The following is a 23,472-nucleotide window of genomic DNA, read 5'->3' as shown; positions in this document are numbered from 1 at the left end:
GCAAAGTTTTTGTTTTTGCAGCTACAGGTAATGCTGAATGCCGCCCCCGCATGGTTTCTGTACACAGCAGAAAAAATCCACCCTGCTATTCAGTTAAGCAGGGTGGATTTCGTACTATTTTGAGTATTCTTTTGGCTCTATCACTGACTTATATTATTTCTTCGCCAGCCGGCTCAATCTTTTGCATGCATCCAAACCAGCATCTCACCCGATTGACGATTACCCCAGCAGGCATATGGCACTGCTTTCAGCATTACGGGCTGATAAACCGGTTCCTTTGCGCTGTAAAGTGTATCCGCATCCCAATCTTCTTCGTTTAAACGTTCTCCCTCAAAGTGGATTACATTGACACCACCGCATAGTTTCGCGTCATATGCGGTCATTAGGGCAGTTTTTCGATTCACAAAAACTGCCGAAAGATTCTTTCCGTTATCCGCTTCTTCCAAACAAAATGTTTCCGGTCCGCGCACCAGTGCAATCCGTCCTGCGTCCGCCCGCACCTGTGGATTAGCACTGACAAACTTGGCTTCCATATCGAAAGAAATAGCAATGGTGTCTTTCTTCCACTTTCGTTTGAGAACAGCAAAACCTTTTTCAATTTTGACCGCTTGAATCTGTCCGTTCACACGCAGACTATAATTTTTAGCGTAGGCAGGCACCCGCATGCGCAGCGTAAATTCCGTTTCCTGTTCCGCAGCAACCGTAAGTGTCATTTGCCCGCTGACTGGGAAATCACACGCAAGCTGCAGTTCAACCGGCGTACCGTTAAGTTTAACCTCCGTTTGATTACCTACAAACAGGTTCAAATAAAGGTCATTGTTTGATACAGAATAGATATACTGCCCCAAAGAAGTAAGCGTACGCGCCACATTGGTTGGGCAGCACGCCACATCAAACCATTTCTGCCGAACTGGCTTTACATGTTCTTTTGCACTGTGAGGCAAACAATTTTCGGGCCAAACTTCCAATGGATTCACATAGAAGTAACGGTCACCCTCCTGAGAAATACCCGCGCGTACGGTATTGTAAAGTGCACGTTCCACAGTATCCAAATAACTGGCCTCACCAGTTACACGGCTCATACGCAGGCCAAACAAAGCTAAGCCTATAGAAGCACAAGTTTCACTGTAATTCGTATCATTCGGCAAATCGTAATCGACGGTGAAGCCCTCATAATTCGCACAGGAGCCAATGCTGCCGGTTATATACATCTGGCGGTTAACCATATCATTCCAAAGTCTTTGGCAGCTTTCCAGCAGTTCTGCATCCTGATATTCGCCTGCCAAATCCGCCATTGCGCAATACAGATAAACTGCGCGTACCGCATGCCCCTCCGCATGTGTCTGCTCGCGCACCGGTTGGTCAGACTGAGAATATTCCGGGAAAAAGAATTTTCTTTCATCATAAACCTCATGAAAATCTTTCTGCCCAATTTCCTGCAAAAAGTAATTTGGTTTTTGACCGCGTGTATCCACAAAATATTTAGCGGTATCCAAATAGCGCTGTTCGCCAGTTACGCGATAAAGCTTAATCAGTGCTAATTCGATTTCCTCATGCCCGGGGCAGCCGTGCCGCTGTCCTTCAGCGGGGCCAAACTCTTTGCAAATTAAATCTGCGAAACGGCACATGATTTTCAGGAAAGCATCCTTGCGGGTCGCGTTGTAATATGCAACTGCCGCTTCAATTAAGTGTCCGGCGGTATACAATTCATGTCCCATCGTAAGATTTTTCCAGCGGCGACCACCTTCTTTTATAGTAAAGTAAGTGTTAATGTAGCCATCCGCGCATTGTGCCCGCCCAATCAGTGCAATCACATCGTCTGCAATTTTCTCCAATTTTTCATTCGGTGTGGACTCCAAACTGTAAGCAACCGCTTCGAGCCACTTACCTACATCGGAATCCTGAAAGACGGCGCCTTTGCGCTCGCCCGAAGCCTCACCGGCTGCAATTTTAAAGTTTTGCAGGCAGTAGCTTGGCGCTGCATCTGCAACTCGATCATTAAGGACTTCCCACTGATAAGGAATAATCTTTTCCGGCACTAAACGGATATACCGGTTCCAGTAGTTGTCATCAATTTGAATATTTTTTAGAGGCAGTGAATGTAATGATTTCCAATCCATAATGCGTTCCTTTCTGTGGACATTTTCCTAAACGTTTTATTAAAACTTCGTAAAATGTCCTCTTCAAAACTCTGATAATAGTTTGATTATAACACACTTTTTCTTGCGTAAAAAGTGATGTTTTTCCCAATATTACGCCTTTTTTTATGACATATTAATTAACATTTTATATAAAATCATGGTTTTTATATTCTGTGCCCGCTTTGTTAAACGTTTATCATTCAGTAAAATGAATTTTACTTCGAAAAAGCAGGTCAGAATATAACTTGCAAGGAAAATCCTGTATTTCGCCCTTGAATCTCTACATGTATGTAAAAAAACTGTGCAGCATCGTCCGTGCAGTCCGCTTTGCCAACGCAATGGAATTTAGCAAAACAGTTTTCATTTGACCAAAAATGTGGTATGATACTGTTATTAAAGAAAACAGGACGACTTTGCGTCAAGTTGTTTTATTAAACGTATAGTCCAAATTTTCCTGTAATTAGAGTGGGGAAAGCCATGACTACCATTAAAAAAATTGCAGAATGTACACATGTTTCCGCCGCTACAGTTTCCAATGTTCTTAATGGCAAGGGCGGTGCCAGTGAGGCAAAGGCACGTGAAATCCGCGAAACCGCGGAGCGCCTGCACTACACCCCAAATCTACTGGCAAAGCGCCTGAAAAACCAGCACAGCAATACCATTGGCATTATTACAGAGGACTTGACTGTGTTTAATACTCCCGAAATTGTAGATGGCGTGGACGCCGCATGCGAAGCAATGGGGCTGGAAATCATCTTGGGCAATATGCGCCTTTACAAGCGTTATAATAATGATTTTACCGACACACAACGTCACCAACAGCTATTAGATAAAATGATTGAGCACATGCTTTCTCATCAGGTTGAGGGCATTGTTTACATCGGCTACCACTGCCGCAAACTGGTCTATTTGCCCAGCCGTATTACCGTACCGATTGTGTATGCATACTGCTACCCCCTAAATCAAAAATATCCCGCAGTAATTTATGATGACGAAAAGGCTGCTTATGACCTCACCATGCTGATGATTCAAAAAGGGCACCGCCAAATTGGTGCAATCTGTGGACCCTTAGACAGCTTTCATACGCTGGAACGTTTAAAAGGTTATCAGCGTGCATTGTATGAAAACGGTATTCTATTTAATCCACAGCTCTTGCAGTACGGCGACTGGAGCCGCAGTTCCGGATTTGCTGCCGCCGAACTGCTGGTACCAGCCGGAGTCACCGCAATCTTTGCGTTCAACGATGAAATGGCCTGTGGAGTTTATGAATACTGTGCAAGGAATTCCCTGCAAATTGCAAAAGATATTTCTGTTGCCGGTTTTGATAACCGTGACATCAGTGCGGATTGTACACCTTCATTAACTACCGCAAAACTGCCACTGGAAGAAATCGGTCAAACTTGCACCCGCCTGCTGACCAGTGCCATTGACGGTGAGCCGCCAAAATCTGAGATTACACGTCTTCCCTGCATCCTTCTGGAAAGAGAATCCATCGGGCCCTGCACCACTGTGTAACAGACTTCCCCCCTATTTATTGTATAAAACACCCCGCTTGACTGCCGTATAAACTACTGTGCAGGCAAACGGGGTGTTTTTTGTTACTGTAAAAGTGTACTGCTTTCCTTTCTGTAATCAGTCAGCCTTTTACCGCGCCAGTCGAAATACCTTCCACAAAATACCGATTGCCTACGAAGAAGAACACCAAGCATGGCAGGCTGACCAACAGCGCCAATGCCATTACCTGTTCATAGTTTGGCGTTTTGATACCCTGTACCATCAGCAGGCCAAGTGGAAGTGTATATTGATCCTCACTCTGCAGATAAATTGTAGAATAAAAGATTTCATTCCAGCAATTAATGAAGCTGAACAGTCCTACAACAATCAATGCCGGCTTTACAAGCGGCACCATAATGCTTATGAATGTACGCACATGCCCCGCACCATCAATACTGGCGGCTTCATCCAATTCTTTTGGAATCGTCGTAAAAAATTGACGCAAAAGGAAAACGAAGTAGGCATTACCGCCTGCACACAGGAACGCCGGCAAAATTAGTGCCCATTTGTTGGCAATCCCCAGTGCACTGTACAATCTTACCTGCGGCAGAAGCGTAACGACACTCGGCAGCATCATTGAGGAAATTACCAGTGCAAACCAAACGTTTCGCAGCGGAAAGCGCAGCCGTGCAAACGCATAACCTGCAAGTGCGCAAGTGATGATTGTTCCCAAAACATACGGCACTGCAATCGTTACAGAATTCCAGAGCTGCTGCGCAAAATTGATGCGCATAATTCCTTTTGAGAAGTTTTCAAACTGCATTTCTTTCGCCCAAAATACCGGTGGCCGTGCAAAGAGCTCCGCCTTCGTCACGAGAGAACTTCTAATCAGCCAGAACAGTGGGAATGCCACAGCCACTCCAATAATAATGGCAATCACAATAAAGACAACATTCCATGCCATTTTACGTTTCTTGGCATTTGCATAGCTGCTTGTTTTAATCTCTGACAGTTGATTCATTTTCTTCCTGCCTCTCTTTTGGCGCGTTTTTTTGCCCTGGCCGAACCGGAAGAATCGTCCTTCCGAAACACTCCTTCAGCAGAAAACAGTGCGAGCGTAATGACAAGGATAATAACAAACACAACCCATGCTTCAGCTGCAGCCTGGCCGCGCATATTATTTTGTACAAATGCATGGTCGTAAATCATGATATTGATAAAATACGTCAGGTGATCCGGTGCACCATTGCGAGAGAAAACCACGCTTTGTGTATAAATCTGGATAGAAGTCATCATACACATGATCATCTGAAAAAAGAGGATTGGCTTTATTGTGGGCAGCGTTACCTTTGCAAATTTATGCCAGGCATTACCGCCGTCAATTTCAATGGATTCAAGCTGATCTTTTGGTACATCCTGCAGCGCGGCAATCAGCACAACAGTTGTACCTCCGCATGTCCATAGGCTCATTAAAAACAGCGTGATAAAAATGGCTGGAGAGTTAATGAAGTCTATCGGATGCATTTTCATTACTTTCAGAAAGAACCAGTTCACCAAACCGCCCTGAGCCTGATTCTGCAGCAGCATCTTCCACACAATGCCTGTTGCAACCATTGGAATAACGGAGGGCAGGAAATACAGTCCACGCAGTAAGTTGCGACCGCGGAACTTCCGGTTCAACAGCAGCGCGCACACAAGGCAGAACAGAATCACAAGGACCACATTGACGGCTGCATACAACAGGGTGACTGAAAGTGATTTACGAAAATCAACCCCTATCACCGGGTCTTTCAGGATATTCTGATAATTCTGCAGGCCAACCCACTGAAAGGTTGTAACCCCATGTGCCGTAGTAATATTGTTAAAGCTGTAAAAAAGGCTGGCCAGCATGGGGTAAAGCGTAAGCAGCAGAAAACCGATAATTGCCGGTGCAGCAAACAGATAGCCGATAACAGCCTCTTTTGTGCGGCCATTTAATCGTCTCTCTGCTTTGGATGTGTTATGTTCCTTCAATGTTGATATCTCCTTCCTTGCCGGGCTGCATTCAAATGAACGGTCAGCCCACCGTGCCGCTTTCAAACTGCTTTTTAATTTCCGGCATGCACTCACCAAATGCCTGCTTAGCAGTTTCTTTACCACTAAGCGCTTTATCTATGTACTTCTCGAAAGTTGCGTTCATTTTGTTGTAAGCCGGTACATAATAAGCAGGCCACTGTGCAATGGCACCCTTCGTGTTGGCATAGCTGAGGATGGAGTCTTTTGCACCCGCCGGATATTCATCGCCCCATTTGCTGACCAGTGAAGCATCTGTATACCAATCGGACTGATTCGGCAGCCATGCGCCGCTCTTAACCAATGCTAGATTCTGTGCCGGATCTACCATATAAGCATAGAATTTTTTAGAAGCTGCCAGCACATCTTTATCGTCCGTTTTATAAACCACCAGCGGACCGCCGCAGTTTACCGTAACAGCGTTCTTCATCTTCGGCAGGACACCCACACCGATATCATCATTTCCCTTAACATTTGCCAGATCCCAGGAACCGTTAATCATCATTGCGTAGCCGGCAGAAATACCGTCCGCAACTGCACCTGCGCCACCGGTAAAGCTGTAAGTAGCCGCAGAAGCAACATGATCTTTATTCATCAGGTCGGCAAACTTCTGTACACCCTCGATGGATTCATTTTTGTCCATCAGGAACTGAGAGCCATCTGCGGAAACAACGCCGCCGCCATTGGCATACATGCCCCAGAACAAATGGAATTCACGCAGGCAGTTGAAACCAAGACCATAGTTTTCAATTAAGCTCGGATCAAACCCGGCATCCGCAGCTGTCTTTCCGTTGGAATCTTTTGTAAGCTTTTTGCAGTTTTTCACGAAAGTATCCCAATCCCATGCTTTTGAAACATCCGTCGGGGGAGTTTCAATGCCAGCGTCTTTCAACTTAGATTTGCTGTAATACAGCAAATTCATCTGGTTAGAAAGGCCAACCGCAATAACCTTCTTCGTTTTAGGATCTTTTACAGTCACTGCAGGGAGTTTTTCCTTAACAGTACCGTTTTCAAAAACATCTGAAATGTCTGCCAAAAGGCCCATTTCATTGTACTTCTGAATGTCTCCTTCACCCATGTAGCTGATGTTTGGCAGCGTGCCCTTTTCTTTTGCAGACTGAATGTACTGGTCAAATGTGCCATCTGCAGGCAGCGCCTGCTCCTTAATGGTTACGCCCGGATTTGCCTTTTCATAAGCACGGCAGGAGCTTTTCACCATCTTGGTCTGTGCATCATCTTGCCCAATAAAGGAAATTCAGCGTTACGCTCTTACCAGCCGCCTGTGTGCTGGCAGTGCTAGCCGCACCGGATGCTCCACTTCCAGTGGAAGCAGCACCTGCAGCGGAGGATGCAGTTCCACCGCTGCATCCGGTTAATGCTCCGGTCAAAAGCACCATACTTAGTACACCCGCAAGAAACCTCTTACTTTTCATACTTGTAATTCCTCCCAAAATAATCTTCAAAGAACTTTTCTTCATTACCTAAAGTACTTTACCAGATTAGCTTAACGTTAAAGTCCTTTGAGCAAGAAAATCGAGCAGTAATTCCCATATAACTGCTCTGCAAACAGTTATAGCATATCATTTTTAAAAATTAAAAGGCTGAATTTCATTAATATTTTAATTTAAAGTCCATTTACCTCGTTTATACTTTTATTTTCTCTTGTTCTCTCATTGTTTTAGATTTTTCACATGCAAAACAAAATAAAATCGTTTAATTTATGTCTAATAGGGCAATATTCTAAGGCATATAAGAATTTCTCATCACAGTTTTATAAATAAATTTTGAATAAAACCTTCCATAATTCATTTGACATCAGCCTTTTATGCGTCAAACATGTAAGCAATAAGTCACAAAATGATTTTGACGTAAATAAATTTATTGAATATATTATACATTTTGTGCTTGACTTTTCTACTGGCCGCATTTATACTAACAACTTGAATGAGTCTGCTTGATTAGTTAAACGTTTTATCATTTGTGCTTGTACATGTCTGCTTAAAAGATTCATTTTAAACAAAAAGGCACGTAACATCGCACATAAATACATGATTACGAAAGGAGCAAAATTTAAATTTTTAAACAATCAGAGGCTCATGGAGTTGATCAAATTAGGGAGGTAATGAAAAGTCTATGAAAAAGGTATTTCGCTCTGCTGTTTCAAAGGCAGGTACTCTGGTGCTGGCTGCTGCATTGGTCTTTGGTACATGCCCCATTAGTGCACACGCCTATGAAACCAACTTTCAAGTGGAAAGCACTGCCGCAAAAAGTGCAGCAGAAACACCAGCCCCCACTTGGAGCAGCACAAACGTCACTGCACCAGAAAGTGTAAACTTCAAAAGTTCCAATGCTTCTAAAACACTGAAGGAGATACAGGCAAAGGATTTTGCCGCATTTGAAGCCGACCCCACTAAGCTGCCATGGATGGATGAGCTTCTGGTAAACAAAGGCGTTATCCCGGATGATGACACAAACGCCATCAACACATTGTTCAGCCGCGGCAGCGCACTGTACATGAAAAACCAGCAGGCTGATACATTGGGCTTTGTGGGTGAGCCATATTACGCTGACACACTGAATCAAAGTGCTTTAATGCAAGTAGACCTTGGCTCCGTCAAGGTCACCGAAAACTCTGCCAACCGAATGAACTACCCAAGCCATGAGAACCAAACTTTTACAGATGGAAACGGCTTGACTGTCATACAGAAAAAGTTTATTACTGCCGGCAACACCGCCGTTGCACTTTATGACTTTACAAACAGCGGCAGTACCCCCGTTACTTTTACTATGACTGTCAGTTCCCCATTTGCAAAGGAAAGCAGCGGAAGCGAACTGGTGGGCAAGCGTGTAGCAGCACCGGTCATGGTAAACACCGCACAAAGCGGCGCCGTAAGCGCAATGTCTTATGTGGATGTACATATGTCTGGTACTGGCCTAACACCGAAGGAAGGTACTTTGACAAAAGAAGTCACCGTACCTGTCGGAAAATCCATACAGCAAAATGTTGTTATGGGCTGGATTGCCAAGGAGCTACCGCAGTCAAAGACAGATTACAGCGCATATAAAACATACAGTAACGCGGATGCATTTAAAAGTCAGGTAGAAACCTATAATGCCTGGTGGGCCGACAATATTCCATATATCGACATTGCAGACAAAAATGTTAAGAAAGTTCTGTACTACCGCTGGTGGTGCAATCGCTTTAACATTTTGGATGCAGAGGTTCCCGGAAATGACTGGCAGTTCCCGATGAACATGGAAGGTGTCCTCGGTTACAACAACGGAATCACCGTCAGTGTACCGTGGGCCATGCAGGATTTAAAATGGCTGCGCGACCCAACCTACGTTTATGGTACCTGGCTCGCTCAGGGTGAGTATTCCGGCGATGACAACTATAAAAACAACCCCGGCCGCCCCGGCACCTGGACTTGGGATATGATGCAAAACACCTCACAGGTTGGTCTGGAAGCTTACAAAATCCATGGAGGCGGCGAAAAGGTTTTAAAGAAGTTTGCTGACTACGCAAAAGGTGATGTGCTTGGTTCATTGCAGCGTTTTGGCGGCACCGGTGATTTTGAAAATCTGATTTGTTACAATCACGGACCGATTACCGGCAATGACGGCGACTGTGCCGGTATGCATTATCAGTCTTCAAAAGGCAACAACTATGCCCGTATTGACGGCTCTTCTACTGTTTATGCAAATGCGGTTGCCGCAGCAAAAATGTATACGGAATTGGGCGATACGGAAAATGCCAAACTGATGAATGACAAAGCTGAAGCGATTCGTGCCGCCATGCTGAAGAACTTCTGGTACGAGGGCAGCGACTTTGACAAGGATGGAAAGAAAGACACCAACGGTGAAGGCAGCTTCCTGCACCGGCAGGTAGCCACTCAAGCATATGTACCCTACCGTGACAACAATATGTTTGCATTCAGCTTTGGTGTTGCTCCCACTGCACTTGAGAAAGACAAATATGCCGACTATGCAAAATATACCAGTCAGTTGAAAGATTACGGTGACCCCGCATTTTACCCTTTATTTCCATTCTATACAGCCGATCAGAACAGCATTGCCAAACGTCTGAATGACATTAAAAATGGTGACTCAGACAAAACCTGCTGTGACCATTTCGCATGGTGCAATTTTGGCAACTTCGTTAATGTTCTGCGTTCCTCTATGCGCTATTACCCAGTGGACAACATTACCCCAGACACCTACAAAAAGCTGTTTGCATATGGTGCTTGGCTGCACACTGTGGAACCAGGAAACACAGATCATTTGGATTCCAATGAATTCTTCTGGTCCAACGGCTTCGGGATGGACGCAACAAAAGATTCCACCACAACTGGCAACCTGATTCGTTCTTGGATTCACCATGACACATTGGGAATGATGGATTACTCCGTAATTGAGGATATTGCCGGTCTGCAGCCACGTATGGACAACAAGATTGAACTATGGCCGCTAAATGTGGATTATGATCACTTCGCAGTAGATAATATCAGCTATCACGGCAAGAACCTGTCCATCGTCTGGCAAAAAACTGCTACTACATATGAAGGCGTTCCGCAGGGTTTCTCCCTGTATGTTGATGGCAAATTAGTCATGAACAACAACGAAATGTCCCATGTGATTTATGACCCGACGACCGGCAGTGTAGAACTTCCGAAAAATGATGTTTCGGGTGCTGCTGGCAGCAACGCCGGCACTACCGTGAACAGTCATGCCGCAGCAGATTGTGCTGTGTCCACTGCTTCCGCGGCCTCCTTAACTGCCTACCCAAAAGCTGTTGATATGTTTAATAAAGCTGGCATCGACCTTGCGCATGACAACGAAAATCTTGCGCTGACTGCCACAGTCACTTCCAGTTATGACAAAGCTAACATTGACCGCGTTAAGGACGGCTCTACTGTCACCGGCGGCGGCATTACTTTTAATGATACGTCCAAGAAAGTGCAGCATACAGCGCTGTTTAAAGGCACTGCCAATCCCTCCGATACTATCGATTTCGATTTTGGTACCGCCAAGGCAGTTGACAACGTAAAACTGTATTTCTACAATGACCGAATGAAAGACGGCTACGGCACGCCGGAATCGTTTGACGTGTCTTACATGGATGATAGCGGTACATTCAAATCTGTTGCAAATCAGGTGCGTGAGCCTGCCATCATTGCTTCAAACTATAATGACGTTAAATTTCCGACGGTCACTACTTCAAAAATCAGGATTACTTTGCACCACAGTACCAGCGTAAGTACCGGTGTAAAAGAAATTCAAATTTACAATAATCACCTGAACGTGACACCAGGTGAAAATAAGGCGCCTGAAGTCAGCCTGCCGGACAACCTGCGTGTTGAGCAAGGTTCCTCTTTGCAGGTCACTCCGGAAGTAAGCGATTCTACTCTGCCAAACGGAACGCTGACCTATAAGTGGGAAGTCACTTCTGGACCTGACGGCTGCAAATATTCTATCACAGACAGCACCGCTGCAGCTCTGAATGTAACCTTTGACACAGTTGGAACTTATCAGCTGAAGCTGACCGTCAGTGACGGCAGTCTTGAAACAGCCGTTCCGTTCCAAGTAACCGTTTTCGTTCCTACCAGTGAACTAACCAGTCTGATGGCACCATATCTGAACCAGAAAACTGCTGACGGTCTAACACTAGCCCGTAACCAGGAAGATTTTACAACAGATTCCTGGACTGCGCTGCAAGCCCAGATTTCTTCTACACAAAAGCTGCTCGCAAAAACTGACTTTACAAAAGCGGATGTAGAAAAGCAAGCACAGGCACTGCAGTCTGCAATCAATAACTTGCAGTATGTTAACGTTGGTCTGCTTGCCACTCCAACTGCCAACTATACCCCCGGCTGGGAGCGTCTTGCTGCTGTGAATGACGGTTTTATACCAACCACAAATACCGGTGCTGAAACTGATGAATCCAATCAGAAATTGCAGTGGGGCAATTGGGGCAGCGGAAAGACCGAGCAAAGTGTTGTCTACACTTGGTCCTCCGCACAAAAGCTCAGTGGCAGCAGTGTATTTTTCTATGATGACGGCGGCGGAACATTGGTACCCTCAAAGTACACAATTGCTTACTACGACAAATCGAATTCATCTGCTGACAAAGACGGATTTGTCACAGTTGTAACCAAAGATCTTTCCACAGATGACGCCCGTACTGCTTCTTTGGGTAAGTTTGTAAACGACACCTTTAAAGAAATGCAGACCACCAAACTGCGCATTACATTAACGAATCGCGGTGATGCTTACAACGGCATCAAGGAATGGCGGGTACTGACCAGCAGTTCTGCCAAAGCAGAAAAGCAAATCAAATCCGTTTCCCCCATTTCTGTAGAAACCTATGTCAAGCAGAAACCTCAGCTGCCCGCAACTGTTCCAGTAACTTACACAGACGGTTCTACAGGCACAGCACCTGTTAGTTGGGCTGCTGTATCACAGGATAAACTTTCTATTGCAACAAGCTTTACGCTGACCGGAACCATTGCGGGCACAGACCAATCTGCAAGCTGCACCGTTGTTGTAAAGTATGACAAGCGTGAGTTAAACTCTCTGCTGCAAAAAGTCAGCGCATGCCAAAAAAATGCAGCATCTTATCAAACATTGTCTGCTGCAGAAAAGGACAAAGTACAGGCTGCACTTGACAACGGCAACAAAGTATATGCGAATGCCAGTGCCACAGACGGTGATATTCAGGGTGCGGTGGCAGAACTGAAAACTGCTCTGGCACTTTATAAGCCAACCACGCAACCTGCTCCTATACCAAATAACGGTACTGCACACGTTACCGCGGCCAACGCTTCCACAAACGCCAGTGCAAAGCAAGCTCTTGCAAAAGCGGTTCCTGCTTCGACCAAAAGTGTCATTGCTTCTGTGAAAAAAGATGCTGAAAAAGTGGTAGTGGAAGCTAAGTCACTTTCCGGACAAAACATTTATCTGTATCGCCTCAACAAAGGCACGCTGGAGCTAGTTTCCGCAAAATCACTGATCATTGATAAAGACGGAACGCTCCCACTTTCTAAATCGAATGTTTCTTCTGTCGCCACAATTCCCGGTGACACAACCTATGTGCTGATTCCTGCCACAGAAAAGCCCCCAGTCAGCAGTGTTGTAGGCACCGTAAAAGTAGCACAGGGTAATACCGCGGTTTTTGACCTGCTTGGCGGAAATAAGAAAAGCTATGCTGCCGGCAGCGGAAAAGTCATGCACACCTGCCTGTATACAAACGGCAAACTAGGCGCGTATGCTTCCGGAAAAGTCGGTGAAAAAACCGGTGCTTATGTAAATGATGTAAAACTCTTTGAAATTGAAACCGTAAAAGCACCTTATCATTCCGATACCACTGTAGATATGGCCTTTAAATCTGGCCAAACCTACTGGTTTACAGTAAAAGCAGATGTACTTTCGCAGCCAGTCAGTTACACCGCAGGCAACGGGCAAATTGGCACAACCCTTTCCAAAGGCAAACAAACCGATGGAAGCTATTTGTTCGGCATCACAGCTTCCGGCAAAAAAGGGGAACGTACTGGTTTGTATGTACACATAAACAACGAAACCTATTGTGTTTTTCATTTCAAAATCAGTTAAGCAACAAATCCCCAAATGATACTTTATACGTAACCAACCTAAAAAAGCAGGCGGAAATCCCTCCGGGTTTCTGCCTGCTTTTTGCCTACTTATATCAAATCATAAGTGTTTTCTATTTACTTTACCATAACATGAAACACACAGTAATCTTTGCCGTCAATATTAGCATACACACCGCTCTTTTCTCCCGCTTTTCCGGTAATCTGGAAGCCAAAGAGATAGCTGCCATCTTTCTGCAGTCCTTTGGAACGGGTACTTAGTACTTTACCGTTGCCGGCGGTGTAGCTGACCTTTGTAGAAGCATTGTCCAGTGTAACTTTGAACCAGTAAATAGAGCCTTGTTTTTTGTTTGTGATGTTCACAGTTGTGTCGGAACTGTAGGGTGCTTTCACAATTTTTACCTCAAAAAGCTTTACACCGTTTGCATACATACCGGTTGTCTGTCCAACCTTGCCGTGGCCGTAAGCGCCGTAATAAGCAGTGCCGTTTTTGTAGGCTTCAAAGACACGGGTTTCAGAGGCCGCACCATTACCGGCAGCAAATCCTGCATCTGTCGGTTTTCCGCTCTGCAGGTGGAAAGCCGCTGTGTTGCCCTGCGCAACTTCTATAGTACCGCAGAAACTGCTGACTGGCGGCTTTTCACTTTCCGGAATCAAAACATAGGTTGTGGAATCTGTACCGGTCAAATTTGCCAATGAAAGCATGCCGCTACTGTCAACCTTGGAAGCTTTGCTGTCTGCCAGTGTCAATACGCCATTGTTCAGACTATAAAGGTAAACTTGCTGACCCGCAAGGCTCTTTGCTTCAACTGCGGCTGTTTTATCCTGTCCCTTGCCAAGTGTAACAATCAAACTCTTTTCCGAACTGGATACAGCTTTTTCCACAGCTGCTTTTGCTGCCGAATTATTTGCTGCTGGCAAAGCGGTAACCGGCGATGTAACGACCGGCACATTGCCTGACGGCTGCACCGTCACGGTGATAGCTGGCAAAGTCACACCTTCTACAGGCACATAGCCTGCTGCCAGTTTCGCCGTAAAGACATATTTTCCGGCTTTTGTCGCACTATACTCCGGACTGGAACTCCACATTACGTTCACTGCTTCGCTGGATGGTTCACCATAACCAAAGTCCACTTCTGCATTCAGCTTTGTCGGTAAATTGAGTTTTTTCAACTGTGTACCGTATTTGACAGTCTGCTGTTCTACTGAATCTCCCAGTTTAGAAATACTGGTTACTTTATAAGGGTCACTCACATAGTAAGTATGCTTCAGTACAATACTGCTATCCGCTTTTTTTGTTACAGTAAGATTCAATGTTTGCGCAGTTTCTGAAGAATCGACCACTAAAACATTTTCTCGCATCAAAGTTCCTGCAGCGAGTGGGGTATCATTTGCGCTTGAAACTGTCCATGTAAAGTCTGATGCAGGTGCAATTTCTCCTTTATAAAGCAAATTCAATGTATGCTGACAGCCTTTATAAAGACTGTAATCTACCCCCTGCAGTGCATAAGCATCTTTAGGAGATACAGTTGCGGTCAGCACCTGCTCCGAATTTGTTTTATTTGTTGCTTTAACCGTAATGGTATACGCTGTTTCAGATGTATCAACTGTCAGCAATCCGCTTTCACTGATGTTGGTACCCGCTGCAAGATTGCCGTACCGGGCAGATACTTCCCATTTATAACTAGAAGCTTCCAAAGCTTTTTCCAGATTTTTTACCGTGAACCGCTGCGTTTCTCCCTTATATACCGCGCCGCTGTCTGGTGTCAAAACCATTGCGGGCTGAACTGACACATTACTCTGCGCGGAAACTTCCGGGTCCTCTTTTGACGTAGCCACAACCTGAATCGACTTCCCGGTTTCATCCGCACCAACCGTAAGCAAACCGTCCACGGAGATTTTTGTTTCAGCAGAGGACGCGCCCTGTACTGCCCATGTGACACCTGCAGCAGATTGATAATTCTTGACCTGCGCCGTAAACTGCTGTGTCATGGACACCTGCACTTTTGCTGTGGTTGGTGAAACTGTGACCTGAATGCAGTTTGGCACTGTCACTGCTTCCGATTTATTACCAGCGTAATCCTCCAACACAACTTTTACGCTATCAGCAGTTTTGCTAATAGCAGGCATTGCGTCCACACTGCGGGTAACGGTTTTCTCTGTTCCCTCCGCACCGCCGATAATTTCTGTATAGTAAATTTTATTCCAGTCGTTTGGTTCCGGCTCAGTCAGCTTGCCGCCAACGATTTTTCCAGTGTACTTGGCTGCAGTTTTATCTGCCAACTTACCATCATAATTTACTGTGGCAAGAGTGTTTCCACTTGTGTCTTTCGGTGTGATTTTCATGGTGTAGCGTGCACCATCCGTTGCAGGAACTGTTACTGAACAGCTTGTTGCACCGCTTACTGCCTGTGCTTTATAAGTTTGTGTATTGGAATCATATTCTTTGGCAACAACAAGATCAGTTGTGCCCAGTGTAACTCCCGCAGGTGCTTTCCACGAAACATCAAGTGTAGTCGGATTTGGCGTTACTTTTACATCTGTAACCGCCTTGCTGTAGTCATAGTCTGCACTGGCTGCGTCGCTTTCCGTGCCATCCGCGCTGACAGCTTTCAATTTTATTGTTACTGTCCCCTGCGCATCATACAGAGATTTAATGTAGAAAATGTTGTCATAGGTACCACCCATGTACATCTCTTTACCATTTATCACAGCATAAACATTGTACTGCTTTACCGTATCATAAGAAACTTTGTCCCATGTAACTTTCATTTCCTTGGTATCATATGCTTTGGAAATGTGCAGGTTAGCAGGTGCTGCTGGTTTTACAGTCGCGCTGCTGGTATACTTCAGCTGACCAATATTCATCTGGTAACTGGCAGCGGTTCCGCTGAATACCAAACCAACGGCGGCAATCTTCTTGCCTGCAAGGCTGGAAAGGTCAACACTGCTCGTCACCCAACTATCGCTCTTTACAGTGGTATTGGCAATTTCCAGATCAACCGGAACAGTCGGAGCATCTTCCAGATAAACCCGCAGCTTCATAGCCGCATTGTCGTCAGAAGTCTTTTTGAAAATAATCTGCATCTTGGAAGAAGCCTTTACATCCAAATTGGTTTTGTAAAGGTGCAGTGCGCTATCCGCGTCCAGCTTGCCGGAAACGACCAGCGAATTGCCGCCATTGTAGGCACCAACCGGCATAAAGTCAAAAGTACCGCTGCTCTTGTCGGCAAGCGTCTTCTTATACTTTGTGCCATAGTCAAAATCAACATTCAGTTTAGTTCCGCTTGTTTCCTGCCACCACTGCCATGTAGGCAGAATATCCTGAATGTTGATATTGGACCATTCATGTGTGTTGGAAGCTGTACCGTCCTGCACATATTCCAGACCGTGACCGGTATTGAAGTTTGTTATGAACGTATCACCGTTAATAACGGAACGTTCTGTAATATACGCGGACACACCATCCCAGTTGTTGCCGTTAACACCGATTCCCGTGTTTTTATAGGATGCATCGCGGCGGTTTTCAAGTGCGGTTGTCGGATTCTGCGAAAGGCCGGTCCACCACATACGCTCGCGCTGAAAAGTCATCCACTGATAATCGTCTTTTTCACGACGCATTTCTACGTTATTATTGGCACCGCCTTCAAGGTCTTCGTCTAGGCCATCGTGTACAAACTCGGAGCCAAGCGATGCGATGCCGTTCATCGGCCGGCCGTCTTCGCCAAGATTGTCTTTGAGGTCATATTTGCGGTTCCAGCGGTCACCGCCCGCCTCAATTCCTGCAAAAACACTGCTAAGCGGATTTAAACCAAGTGTCTTTGCCTGTGCGGCGGAATTAGTCATTTTGTCTTTGCCCCACCAGTAGTTCAGGAAAATAGAGTCCGAAACCTGCCCTAGTTTACTGTCTTTGACAAAAGGACTGTTGCTGCTGTTAAACTCATTCTGATAGGAAACCGAACCATTCTCTACAACGGAATCGTACCATTGAATATAAACGCCTGCATCACGCATTTGTTTCATAAAGGCTTTGTAAACTGGTACCTGTGCCGTGGTAATTTTCTCCTCCTGATTGATGAAATATCCGTCAAAGCCGTACCACTTGCACATTGCAACCAATTTTTCCGCAATCGGAAACTTGCCGCTACTATCCTGCTGCAGCATATTGTCACAGCTCTGTCCTGTACGCGGCAGGAAAATGCAGCCGATAGATTTTACACCATTTTTATGCGCCGCATTCGTATATCCCGGGTTTGGCATATTGATGGTACCAAATTCAAACTTGCGGTTCTTCCACGCATCTGTAACACCGCGTTCATCCTGATACATAGATTCCGGCACATCTTTGGTAGGCATACCATGCCAAGAACCATAGTAATCTGTGTACTGCCAGAAATTAAACAGGTACTGGCTGAATTCATTGGTATAAGAATAGCTGTCGAAAAACGCGTTTCCGTAATCCCCTGCCAGTGTAAACATCTGTGTTTCCGCATTTAAATTTGGATTTGCCTGCGTTGCAGAAAAAGCGGCGTTCCGCTGCTGCAGTGGAATCTGCGCACGCATGGACTCTGAAAAGGGATCCGTTTCCGGACTCCAATTTTTTAAATCCAAAGAACGGTAGCCGTGCTCATAAGCCTGATTTTGTCCACGCGCGCTCTCACCAAGATATGGGAGCGTATCACTTGCATAAACACCGCCTATGCCCAGCACAGACGATGATGCTACAACGGCCAGAACCAGTGTACAGGCAACCGTCTTTTTGAGCCAGTCGGTTCCTGCGTGATTTTTTCTCTGTTTCATTCCTTTCTCTCCTCCTAAAGAATCATTTCATTTGTACTTGTCCAGTATAGAAAAACCGTACAAAATTTTCCACACAAATAACCATAGTTTTATCACTAAAAACTTGATATTTCAATCATTTTTGTCTGCTTTATCAGTCCATAAAAATGGAGTTTTTCCGGTAGCGGACCATTTCCACTTATGAATTTAAGCAACGTGTAAAACTGGTTAAAAAAGTCAGGTTATTCTGAAAATTAGCGTCTGCTTTCCATATTATTGAATATCCAAGACTTGTTTCATAGTAGAAGCACACTGCAAAACGACCATCCGCGCAGTTCACAAAAAAACGGCCGGAAATCTGCTTTTGGAGCAGAATCCGACCGTTTGAAATGTGAACTTCTATTCAGTTGTTTATCAACACTTAAAAATTCGTCCCTCCATCGGCGCAAAAGTGAATGGCTGTGCGGTTTTACCGTCCTGCCCAAAAAGTGGCTGCAGGGAAGTGCATTCTTCCCCAAGCGAAACCTGCCGCCACTGGTCACTGTTGTTTAAGACCACAAGCAGTCTTTCCCCTGCCGCTTCCCGCCGAAAAGCAAACACGCCTTCTGCTTTTACCGGAACCGGCTGAAAAGTACCAGATGTCAAGCTTGGGTGCCGTTTGCGCAGGGTAATCAGCGCTTTCAGGTATTGATACAGTTCGCCGTTTTCCGGGTAGTTCTGCCACGGCATCGCTTGCCGATACTCCGCTTCTGCTGTGCCGGAAATTCCAGCTTCATCGCCGTAAAAAATAGACGGCACGCCAACAAAAGTGAGCATGAAGAAAAGCGCCAGCTTCAGCCGCCGGGCATCTTCGCCGCACTTTGAAAGGAAGCGGGGAATATCGTGGCTGTCCAGAAGATTCATCTGTGCATAAGTCATGGGCTCTTTGTAGCGAAGCAGCATCGCGGTCAGGTGCTGCCCAAACTCCTCCGCAGAAATGGAACGCTGCGCAAAATAGTCCCTGCACAAATTTGAAAACCGGTAGTTCATGGTGGAATCCAGCTGATCCCCCTGCAGCCACTGCGGAGAATCCTCCCAGATTTCGCCGATTAAGAAGGCATCCGGCTTCACCGAACGGATAGCGGCGCGGAACTGCCGCCAAAAGTCATGGTTAATTTCGTTGGCAACATCCAGCCGCCAGCCGTCGATGTCCGCCTGCTCAATCCAGTATTTCCCAACCTTGCAGAAATAGGCAGCAGTCTCCGGGTTTCCTGTGTTGAGCTTTGGCATTTCCGGCACATAAGCAAAGGCGGCGTAATTTGGCGGTGTTTCGCAGTGCAGCGGAAACTCCAAATGATAAAACCAATCCGTATAGGCGGAACGGCTGCCGTTCTCCAGCACATCCCGAAAAGCAAAGAAATCAGGCCCGCAGTGATTGAAAACGCCGTCCAGCAAAACCCGAATTCCGCGCCGGTGGCAGGCGGCAACCAACGCTTTTAAGTCCTGTGCCGTACCGAAGCAGGGATCAATGCTCATATAATCGGCAGTATCATATTTGTGATACGAATTTGCTGTAAAAATCGGGTTCAGATAAATGCAGTTGATGCCGAGTTCATTCAGGTAATCGAGATTTTTCTCAATGCCGTTCAGTGTGCCGCCGCAGCGGCAGGAACAGCTAATGCCCTCTGCTGTTTTGCAGGTTTGACTCTCCATGCGGATGCTGCACCTGTCGGAAGCAAAGCTGTCCGGAAATATCTGATAAATCACCGCCGAAGAAGCCCACTCCGGCACGTCCGGAATATCTTCCCGGCGAACATAGGCATACTGGTAAAATACCGTTCGGTCATTGAGGACAGAGTCATGGAATTCGTCCCCGTAGTAATACAGCTGGCTGGATTTGTCCTCCAGCAAGAAGCCGTAAAAAATCCGGCTGAATCCACTGACCAGCCTGCACTCGTAGTAATCAAAAAGGTCATCCGCGCCCACTTTCCGCATAGGCAGCTGCTGCATGGGCACCGGCGAAGTGGGATATACCCGGTTGCCGTAAAAAAGTGTGCAGCGGTCAATATCATTTTTCTTTGTCCGCAGTCTTAAAATCACCGTTTTTTCATCCAGCGCAAACGCGTAGCTGGAATCCGGTATGTGCAGAATTGCTTCTTTAATCAAGGACGATTCCCCATTTCTTTATTCCTTTACTCCGCCGGCGGTCAGCCCGGTCTGCATATTCTTCTGAATGATAAAGAAGATAATCAGAATCGGCAGCGACGACAGCAGGGATGCCGCCGAAAACTGCGGCCAGTTACGGGTGTACTCGGTGGCCTGAAGCGTATAAAGTCCGGCGGCAAGCGTGTACTTCCCCGCTTTTGTCATGAAGTTGATTGCAAAAATGTAGTCATTCCAAACAGAAATCAAAACCAGCACCGCGGTAACAATAATCGTCGGCTTTGCAAGCGGCATCACGATTTTCCAGATAATCTGGGAATCGTTTGCGCCGTCAATCTGTGCGGCCTGCTCAATTTCAGCTGGAATGGTGTCGAAGTAACCCTTCATGTTCCACAGGCTGAAAATCGTCATAGAACCAGTGTAGATGATAATCAAGCTGATGTAGGAGTTGATGAGTCCCATTGAGCGGAACAGCCGGTAGAGTGCATACATAGAAAGGATGGACGGGAACGCGTTCAGAATCAGCAGCAGATACAGCGCGGGGCTGCGCCCCTTGAAACGGAAACGCGCGAAAGCATACGCCGCCGGCACACCGACCAGCAGCGAAATGGCAACTGTAACCAGTGCCAGCAGCGCGCTGTTTTTCAGCCAGAGGAAAAACGGGCGCTCAAACAGCACGCTTTTGTAATTGTCCAGCGTGAACTGCTGCGGAAGCAGCGAAAAGCTGGAACTCATCACGCTGTTCTGCGCATTAAAGGAAACATTGACTGCATAAAGAATCGGAACAAGTCCCAGCAGGCAAATTGCAATGAAAAACACGTTGGTGAACACCAGGCGAACTGTGCGCCGCCTTTTCTTTCTGTTCATCTGGCTCCCTCCTTTTTGATGTAACCCCTTGTAAATACAGAAAGCGCAATAATAATAACAAAGATTAGAATGGACACGGCCGCGCTGAAGCCGTAATTGTTTGTGATAAAGGCTTTGTCATAGGCGTAAGTAATCACCGTATGGATATTTGCACCGGTTTTCGCACCCTGCTGCTGCGTCATCAGGTAGATGATGTCAAACTGCTTAAAAGTCGTAAAGGCAGTCATGATAATTGCAGGGGTAACGATTGGCCGCAGAAATGGCGCCGTAATTTTTGTCATCTTCACAAAGGTGCCGGCGCCGTCCAGCGTTGCGCTTTCGTAGTAGGATTTGTCGATACTCTGAATCGCGCCGTCCATGGTAAGAATCATAAACGGAAAAGCCATCCACAGATTTACGACCATACAGCAGATAAACGCAGAGGTACTGTCGTTCAGCCAGTTCATGGGCTGCATGCCTAGCAGCCTCAGGATGTGATTGAGCAGGCCAAACTCTGTGTTGTAAATACCCATGCGCCAGAGTAAAATTGACACATAGGCGGGCATAGCCCAAGGGAACATGAGCAGCGTTTTGTAGAGATTTTTCAGCTTCAGTCCCTCGCTGTTGAGCAAAACCGCAAGCAGAAAAGCAACAACGACCTGAATCACCATGTTGAGCGCAGTCCAGAGAAGGGTTAGCAGCAGCGCCGGCACAAAGCCGCTGTCAAACGAAAACAGTGCCTTGCCATAGTTTTTCAAACCAACCAGCTGAAAATTAAACCAGTGATAAACGTTCATATTGGTCAGGGAAATATAGCCGGTATAAAGGATTGGGAACAGGATCACGAAGCCGATAATGACCAGCGCAGGCAAGGAATATGCCCAGGGACGAATTTTCTTTTTCACACAATACACCCCACATTTTCAAAAACAGGCGGCGCGGCTCTGCAAACGAAGGAATCAGCCGTGCCGCCTCATTTAATTTTTTGCAAGCGCAGCTTTATTTCATAGATTGGATTCCTTCCAAAGCCTTTTTCTGGGCGCTTTCACATTCGGTTTTAATATCTTTTTTGTTTTTGTTGACTGCGGCCAACATCGTTTCAGTGGCATCCCACATAACGTCCATTTCCGGTGTGTTCGGCATTGCCACTGCGGTTTCGGCTGTCTTTTTCATCGTCATCAGCATTTCATTGCTGCTGACCGCCGCGTCACTGTAACATTTGTTATTTGCCGGCGCACAGCTTGCTGCTTTGGCGAGGGAAACGCCTACATCGGTCTTTAACAGCTGACGCAGTACGGAAGTAACAGCATCTTTCTTGCCCTCCGCGGAGTTTTTCAGCACGAACAGTCCCTGTACACCGGCGTAGGGCGTCAGTGCTTTTCCGGTGGAACTTACCGTCGGCATCGGTGCCACGCCAAAGTCAATGCCGGAAGTTTTCAAATCCGGCACCAGCCACGGGCCGCTGATGATGGAATGTGCCTTGCCCTCTTTGAACAGAGTGGTCACAGTGTTGTATTCACCATCGACCGGCTCATAGGGAACAAACTGCTTATGGTAGGCAACCGAATCCATCATCGCCTGTGTATTCAGCTGCGGCTCGGATTTATCATTAACAATCGCAGCGCCAAAAGCGTGCATCCATGCAGCTGCATAGTAGGCGGTACTGTGCTGTTCCACTAGTCCATATGTACCGTTCTTTGTATTTTCTTTCGCATACTTCAGCAAGTCATCGGTGGTCTTTGGCGGCGTTTTCATCAGCTTTTTGTTGTAAAGGAACATCTGGGTTTCGTAGAAGATTGGCAGTTGATACATCTGCCCCTGATAAGTAGAAGCAGTTGTGGTGACCGGCAGCAAATCCGCAAGCTCATCCTTGGAAACAAAGTCCGTAACCGGAGAAAGGATACCCATCTGCGCAAAAGTACCGGTTTTGTCATGTGCCCAAAGGTACATGTCCGGCGCGCTTGAGGGATCGTTGCCAATCAGCTTTAAGGCGTCGCTCATGTTTTCTTTGCGTTCAAATTTCACGGTAACGTTTGGCGCCAGCTTGTCAAGTTCTGTCTGCAGGCATTTGATGATGCCCGCCTCCGCGGAATGCCAGATGGTTATCGTGGTGGGTGCTGCGGCTGCTTTGGATGAAGCTGCATCCGACGCCTTCGCCGAAGCAGCGGACGAGGTTCCTCCCCCTGACTGGCAGCCCGCCAGAGATGTGCCGGCCATACACAGAGCCAGCACGGACGCAAGTATTCTTGTTTTCCTTTTCATAACAATTACCTCCACAAATTTTAAGGAAATCGTTTTCCCGAAAATTCTATTTATTTTCGGGATTATTTCCTCTTTAGGCCTAAGTATAAATGCTATTTAAAGAAAATTCAATAGATTTTATACAAATATCTTGAAAAACTTAGGAAACC

12 protein-coding genes are annotated in these 23,472 nt (G+C 46.2%); 2 read left to right on the top strand and 10 right to left on the bottom strand.

The annotated features are described in order from the left end of the window. Positions 1-173: 173 nt before the first annotated feature. Positions 174-2,120 (bottom strand): glycoside hydrolase family 127 protein, encoded by a 1,947-nt coding sequence (locus H6X83_RS02310; protein ID WP_212507568.1) that lies wholly within the window; start codon positions 2,118-2,120, stop codon positions 174-176. A gap of 498 nt (positions 2,121-2,618) precedes the next feature. Between H6X83_RS02310 and H6X83_RS02305 the strand changes: the two genes are divergently transcribed. Next, complete coding sequence (locus H6X83_RS02305; RefSeq protein ID WP_212507567.1) at positions 2,619-3,656, top strand: LacI family DNA-binding transcriptional regulator; 1,038 nt, start codon at positions 2,619-2,621, stop codon at positions 3,654-3,656. A gap of 121 nt (positions 3,657-3,777) precedes the next feature. On the opposite strand, the gene H6X83_RS02300 is transcribed toward H6X83_RS02305, so the two are convergent. From H6X83_RS02300 to H6X83_RS02285, 4 genes are read right to left on the bottom strand one after another with little or no spacing between them, the layout of a single operon-like run. Then, positions 3,778-4,656 carry a carbohydrate ABC transporter permease gene (locus H6X83_RS02300; RefSeq protein ID WP_212507566.1) on the bottom strand — a complete coding sequence of 293 codons (879 nt, stop codon included), beginning with the start codon at positions 4,654-4,656 and terminating at the stop codon, positions 3,778-3,780. Then, positions 4,653-5,648: a carbohydrate ABC transporter permease gene (locus H6X83_RS02295; RefSeq protein WP_212507565.1), complete on the bottom strand. Its 996-nt coding sequence runs from the start codon at positions 5,646-5,648 to the stop codon at positions 4,653-4,655. The genes H6X83_RS02300 and H6X83_RS02295 overlap by 4 nt, the downstream gene beginning before the upstream one ends. A 43-nt stretch (positions 5,649-5,691) precedes the next feature. Beyond that, positions 5,692-6,906 carry an extracellular solute-binding protein gene (locus H6X83_RS02290; RefSeq protein ID WP_212507564.1) on the bottom strand — a complete coding sequence of 405 codons (1,215 nt, stop codon included), beginning with the start codon at positions 6,904-6,906 and terminating at the stop codon, positions 5,692-5,694. A gap of 13 nt (positions 6,907-6,919) precedes the next feature. Beyond that, on the bottom strand, positions 6,920-7,120 hold the full coding sequence (locus H6X83_RS02285) for a hypothetical protein (RefSeq protein ID WP_212507563.1): 201 nt from the start codon (positions 7,118-7,120) through the stop codon (positions 6,920-6,922). Between the two features lie 700 nt (positions 7,121-7,820). Between H6X83_RS02285 and H6X83_RS02280 the strand changes: the two genes are divergently transcribed. Continuing rightward, the gene (locus H6X83_RS02280; RefSeq protein ID WP_212507562.1) at positions 7,821-13,295 is read left to right on the top strand and encodes an Ig-like domain-containing protein; all 5,475 of its coding nucleotides are present in this window, start codon (positions 7,821-7,823) and stop codon (positions 13,293-13,295) included. Positions 13,296-13,411: 116 nt separating this feature from the next. On the opposite strand, the gene H6X83_RS02275 is transcribed toward H6X83_RS02280, so the two are convergent. The 5 genes from H6X83_RS02275 to H6X83_RS02255 all read right to left on the bottom strand — a co-directional run bounded on the left by H6X83_RS02275 (position 13,412) and on the right by H6X83_RS02255 (position 23,323). Further along, the gene (locus tag H6X83_RS02275; protein ID WP_212507561.1) at positions 13,412-18,094 is read right to left on the bottom strand and encodes an endo-beta-N-acetylglucosaminidase; all 4,683 of its coding nucleotides are present in this window, start codon (positions 18,092-18,094) and stop codon (positions 13,412-13,414) included. A gap of 393 nt (positions 18,095-18,487) precedes the next feature. Continuing rightward, on the bottom strand, positions 18,488-20,218 hold the full coding sequence (locus H6X83_RS02270) for an alpha-glycosidase (protein ID WP_212507560.1): 1,731 nt from the start codon (positions 20,216-20,218) through the stop codon (positions 18,488-18,490). Positions 20,219-20,236: 18 nt separating this feature from the next. Beyond that, complete coding sequence (locus tag H6X83_RS02265; RefSeq protein ID WP_212507559.1) at positions 20,237-21,082, bottom strand: sugar ABC transporter permease; 846 nt, start codon at positions 21,080-21,082, stop codon at positions 20,237-20,239. Beyond that, entirely contained in the window at positions 21,079-21,966 is an 888-nt protein-coding gene (locus H6X83_RS02260) for a carbohydrate ABC transporter permease (RefSeq protein WP_246419443.1), read from the bottom strand. The genes H6X83_RS02265 and H6X83_RS02260 overlap by 4 nt, the downstream gene beginning before the upstream one ends. 94 nt (positions 21,967-22,060) lie before the next feature. After that, complete coding sequence (locus tag H6X83_RS02255) at positions 22,061-23,323, bottom strand: extracellular solute-binding protein (protein ID WP_212507557.1); 1,263 nt, start codon at positions 23,321-23,323, stop codon at positions 22,061-22,063. Positions 23,324-23,472: the final 149 nt, after the last annotated feature.

The sequence above is a fragment of the Caproicibacterium amylolyticum genome (assembly GCF_014467055.1).
Taxonomy (GTDB): domain Bacteria; phylum Bacillota; class Clostridia; order Oscillospirales; family Acutalibacteraceae; genus Caproicibacterium; species Caproicibacterium amylolyticum.
Note: the sequence above shows the minus strand (reverse complement) of the source record. Positions and strands in the feature narration are given on the sequence as shown.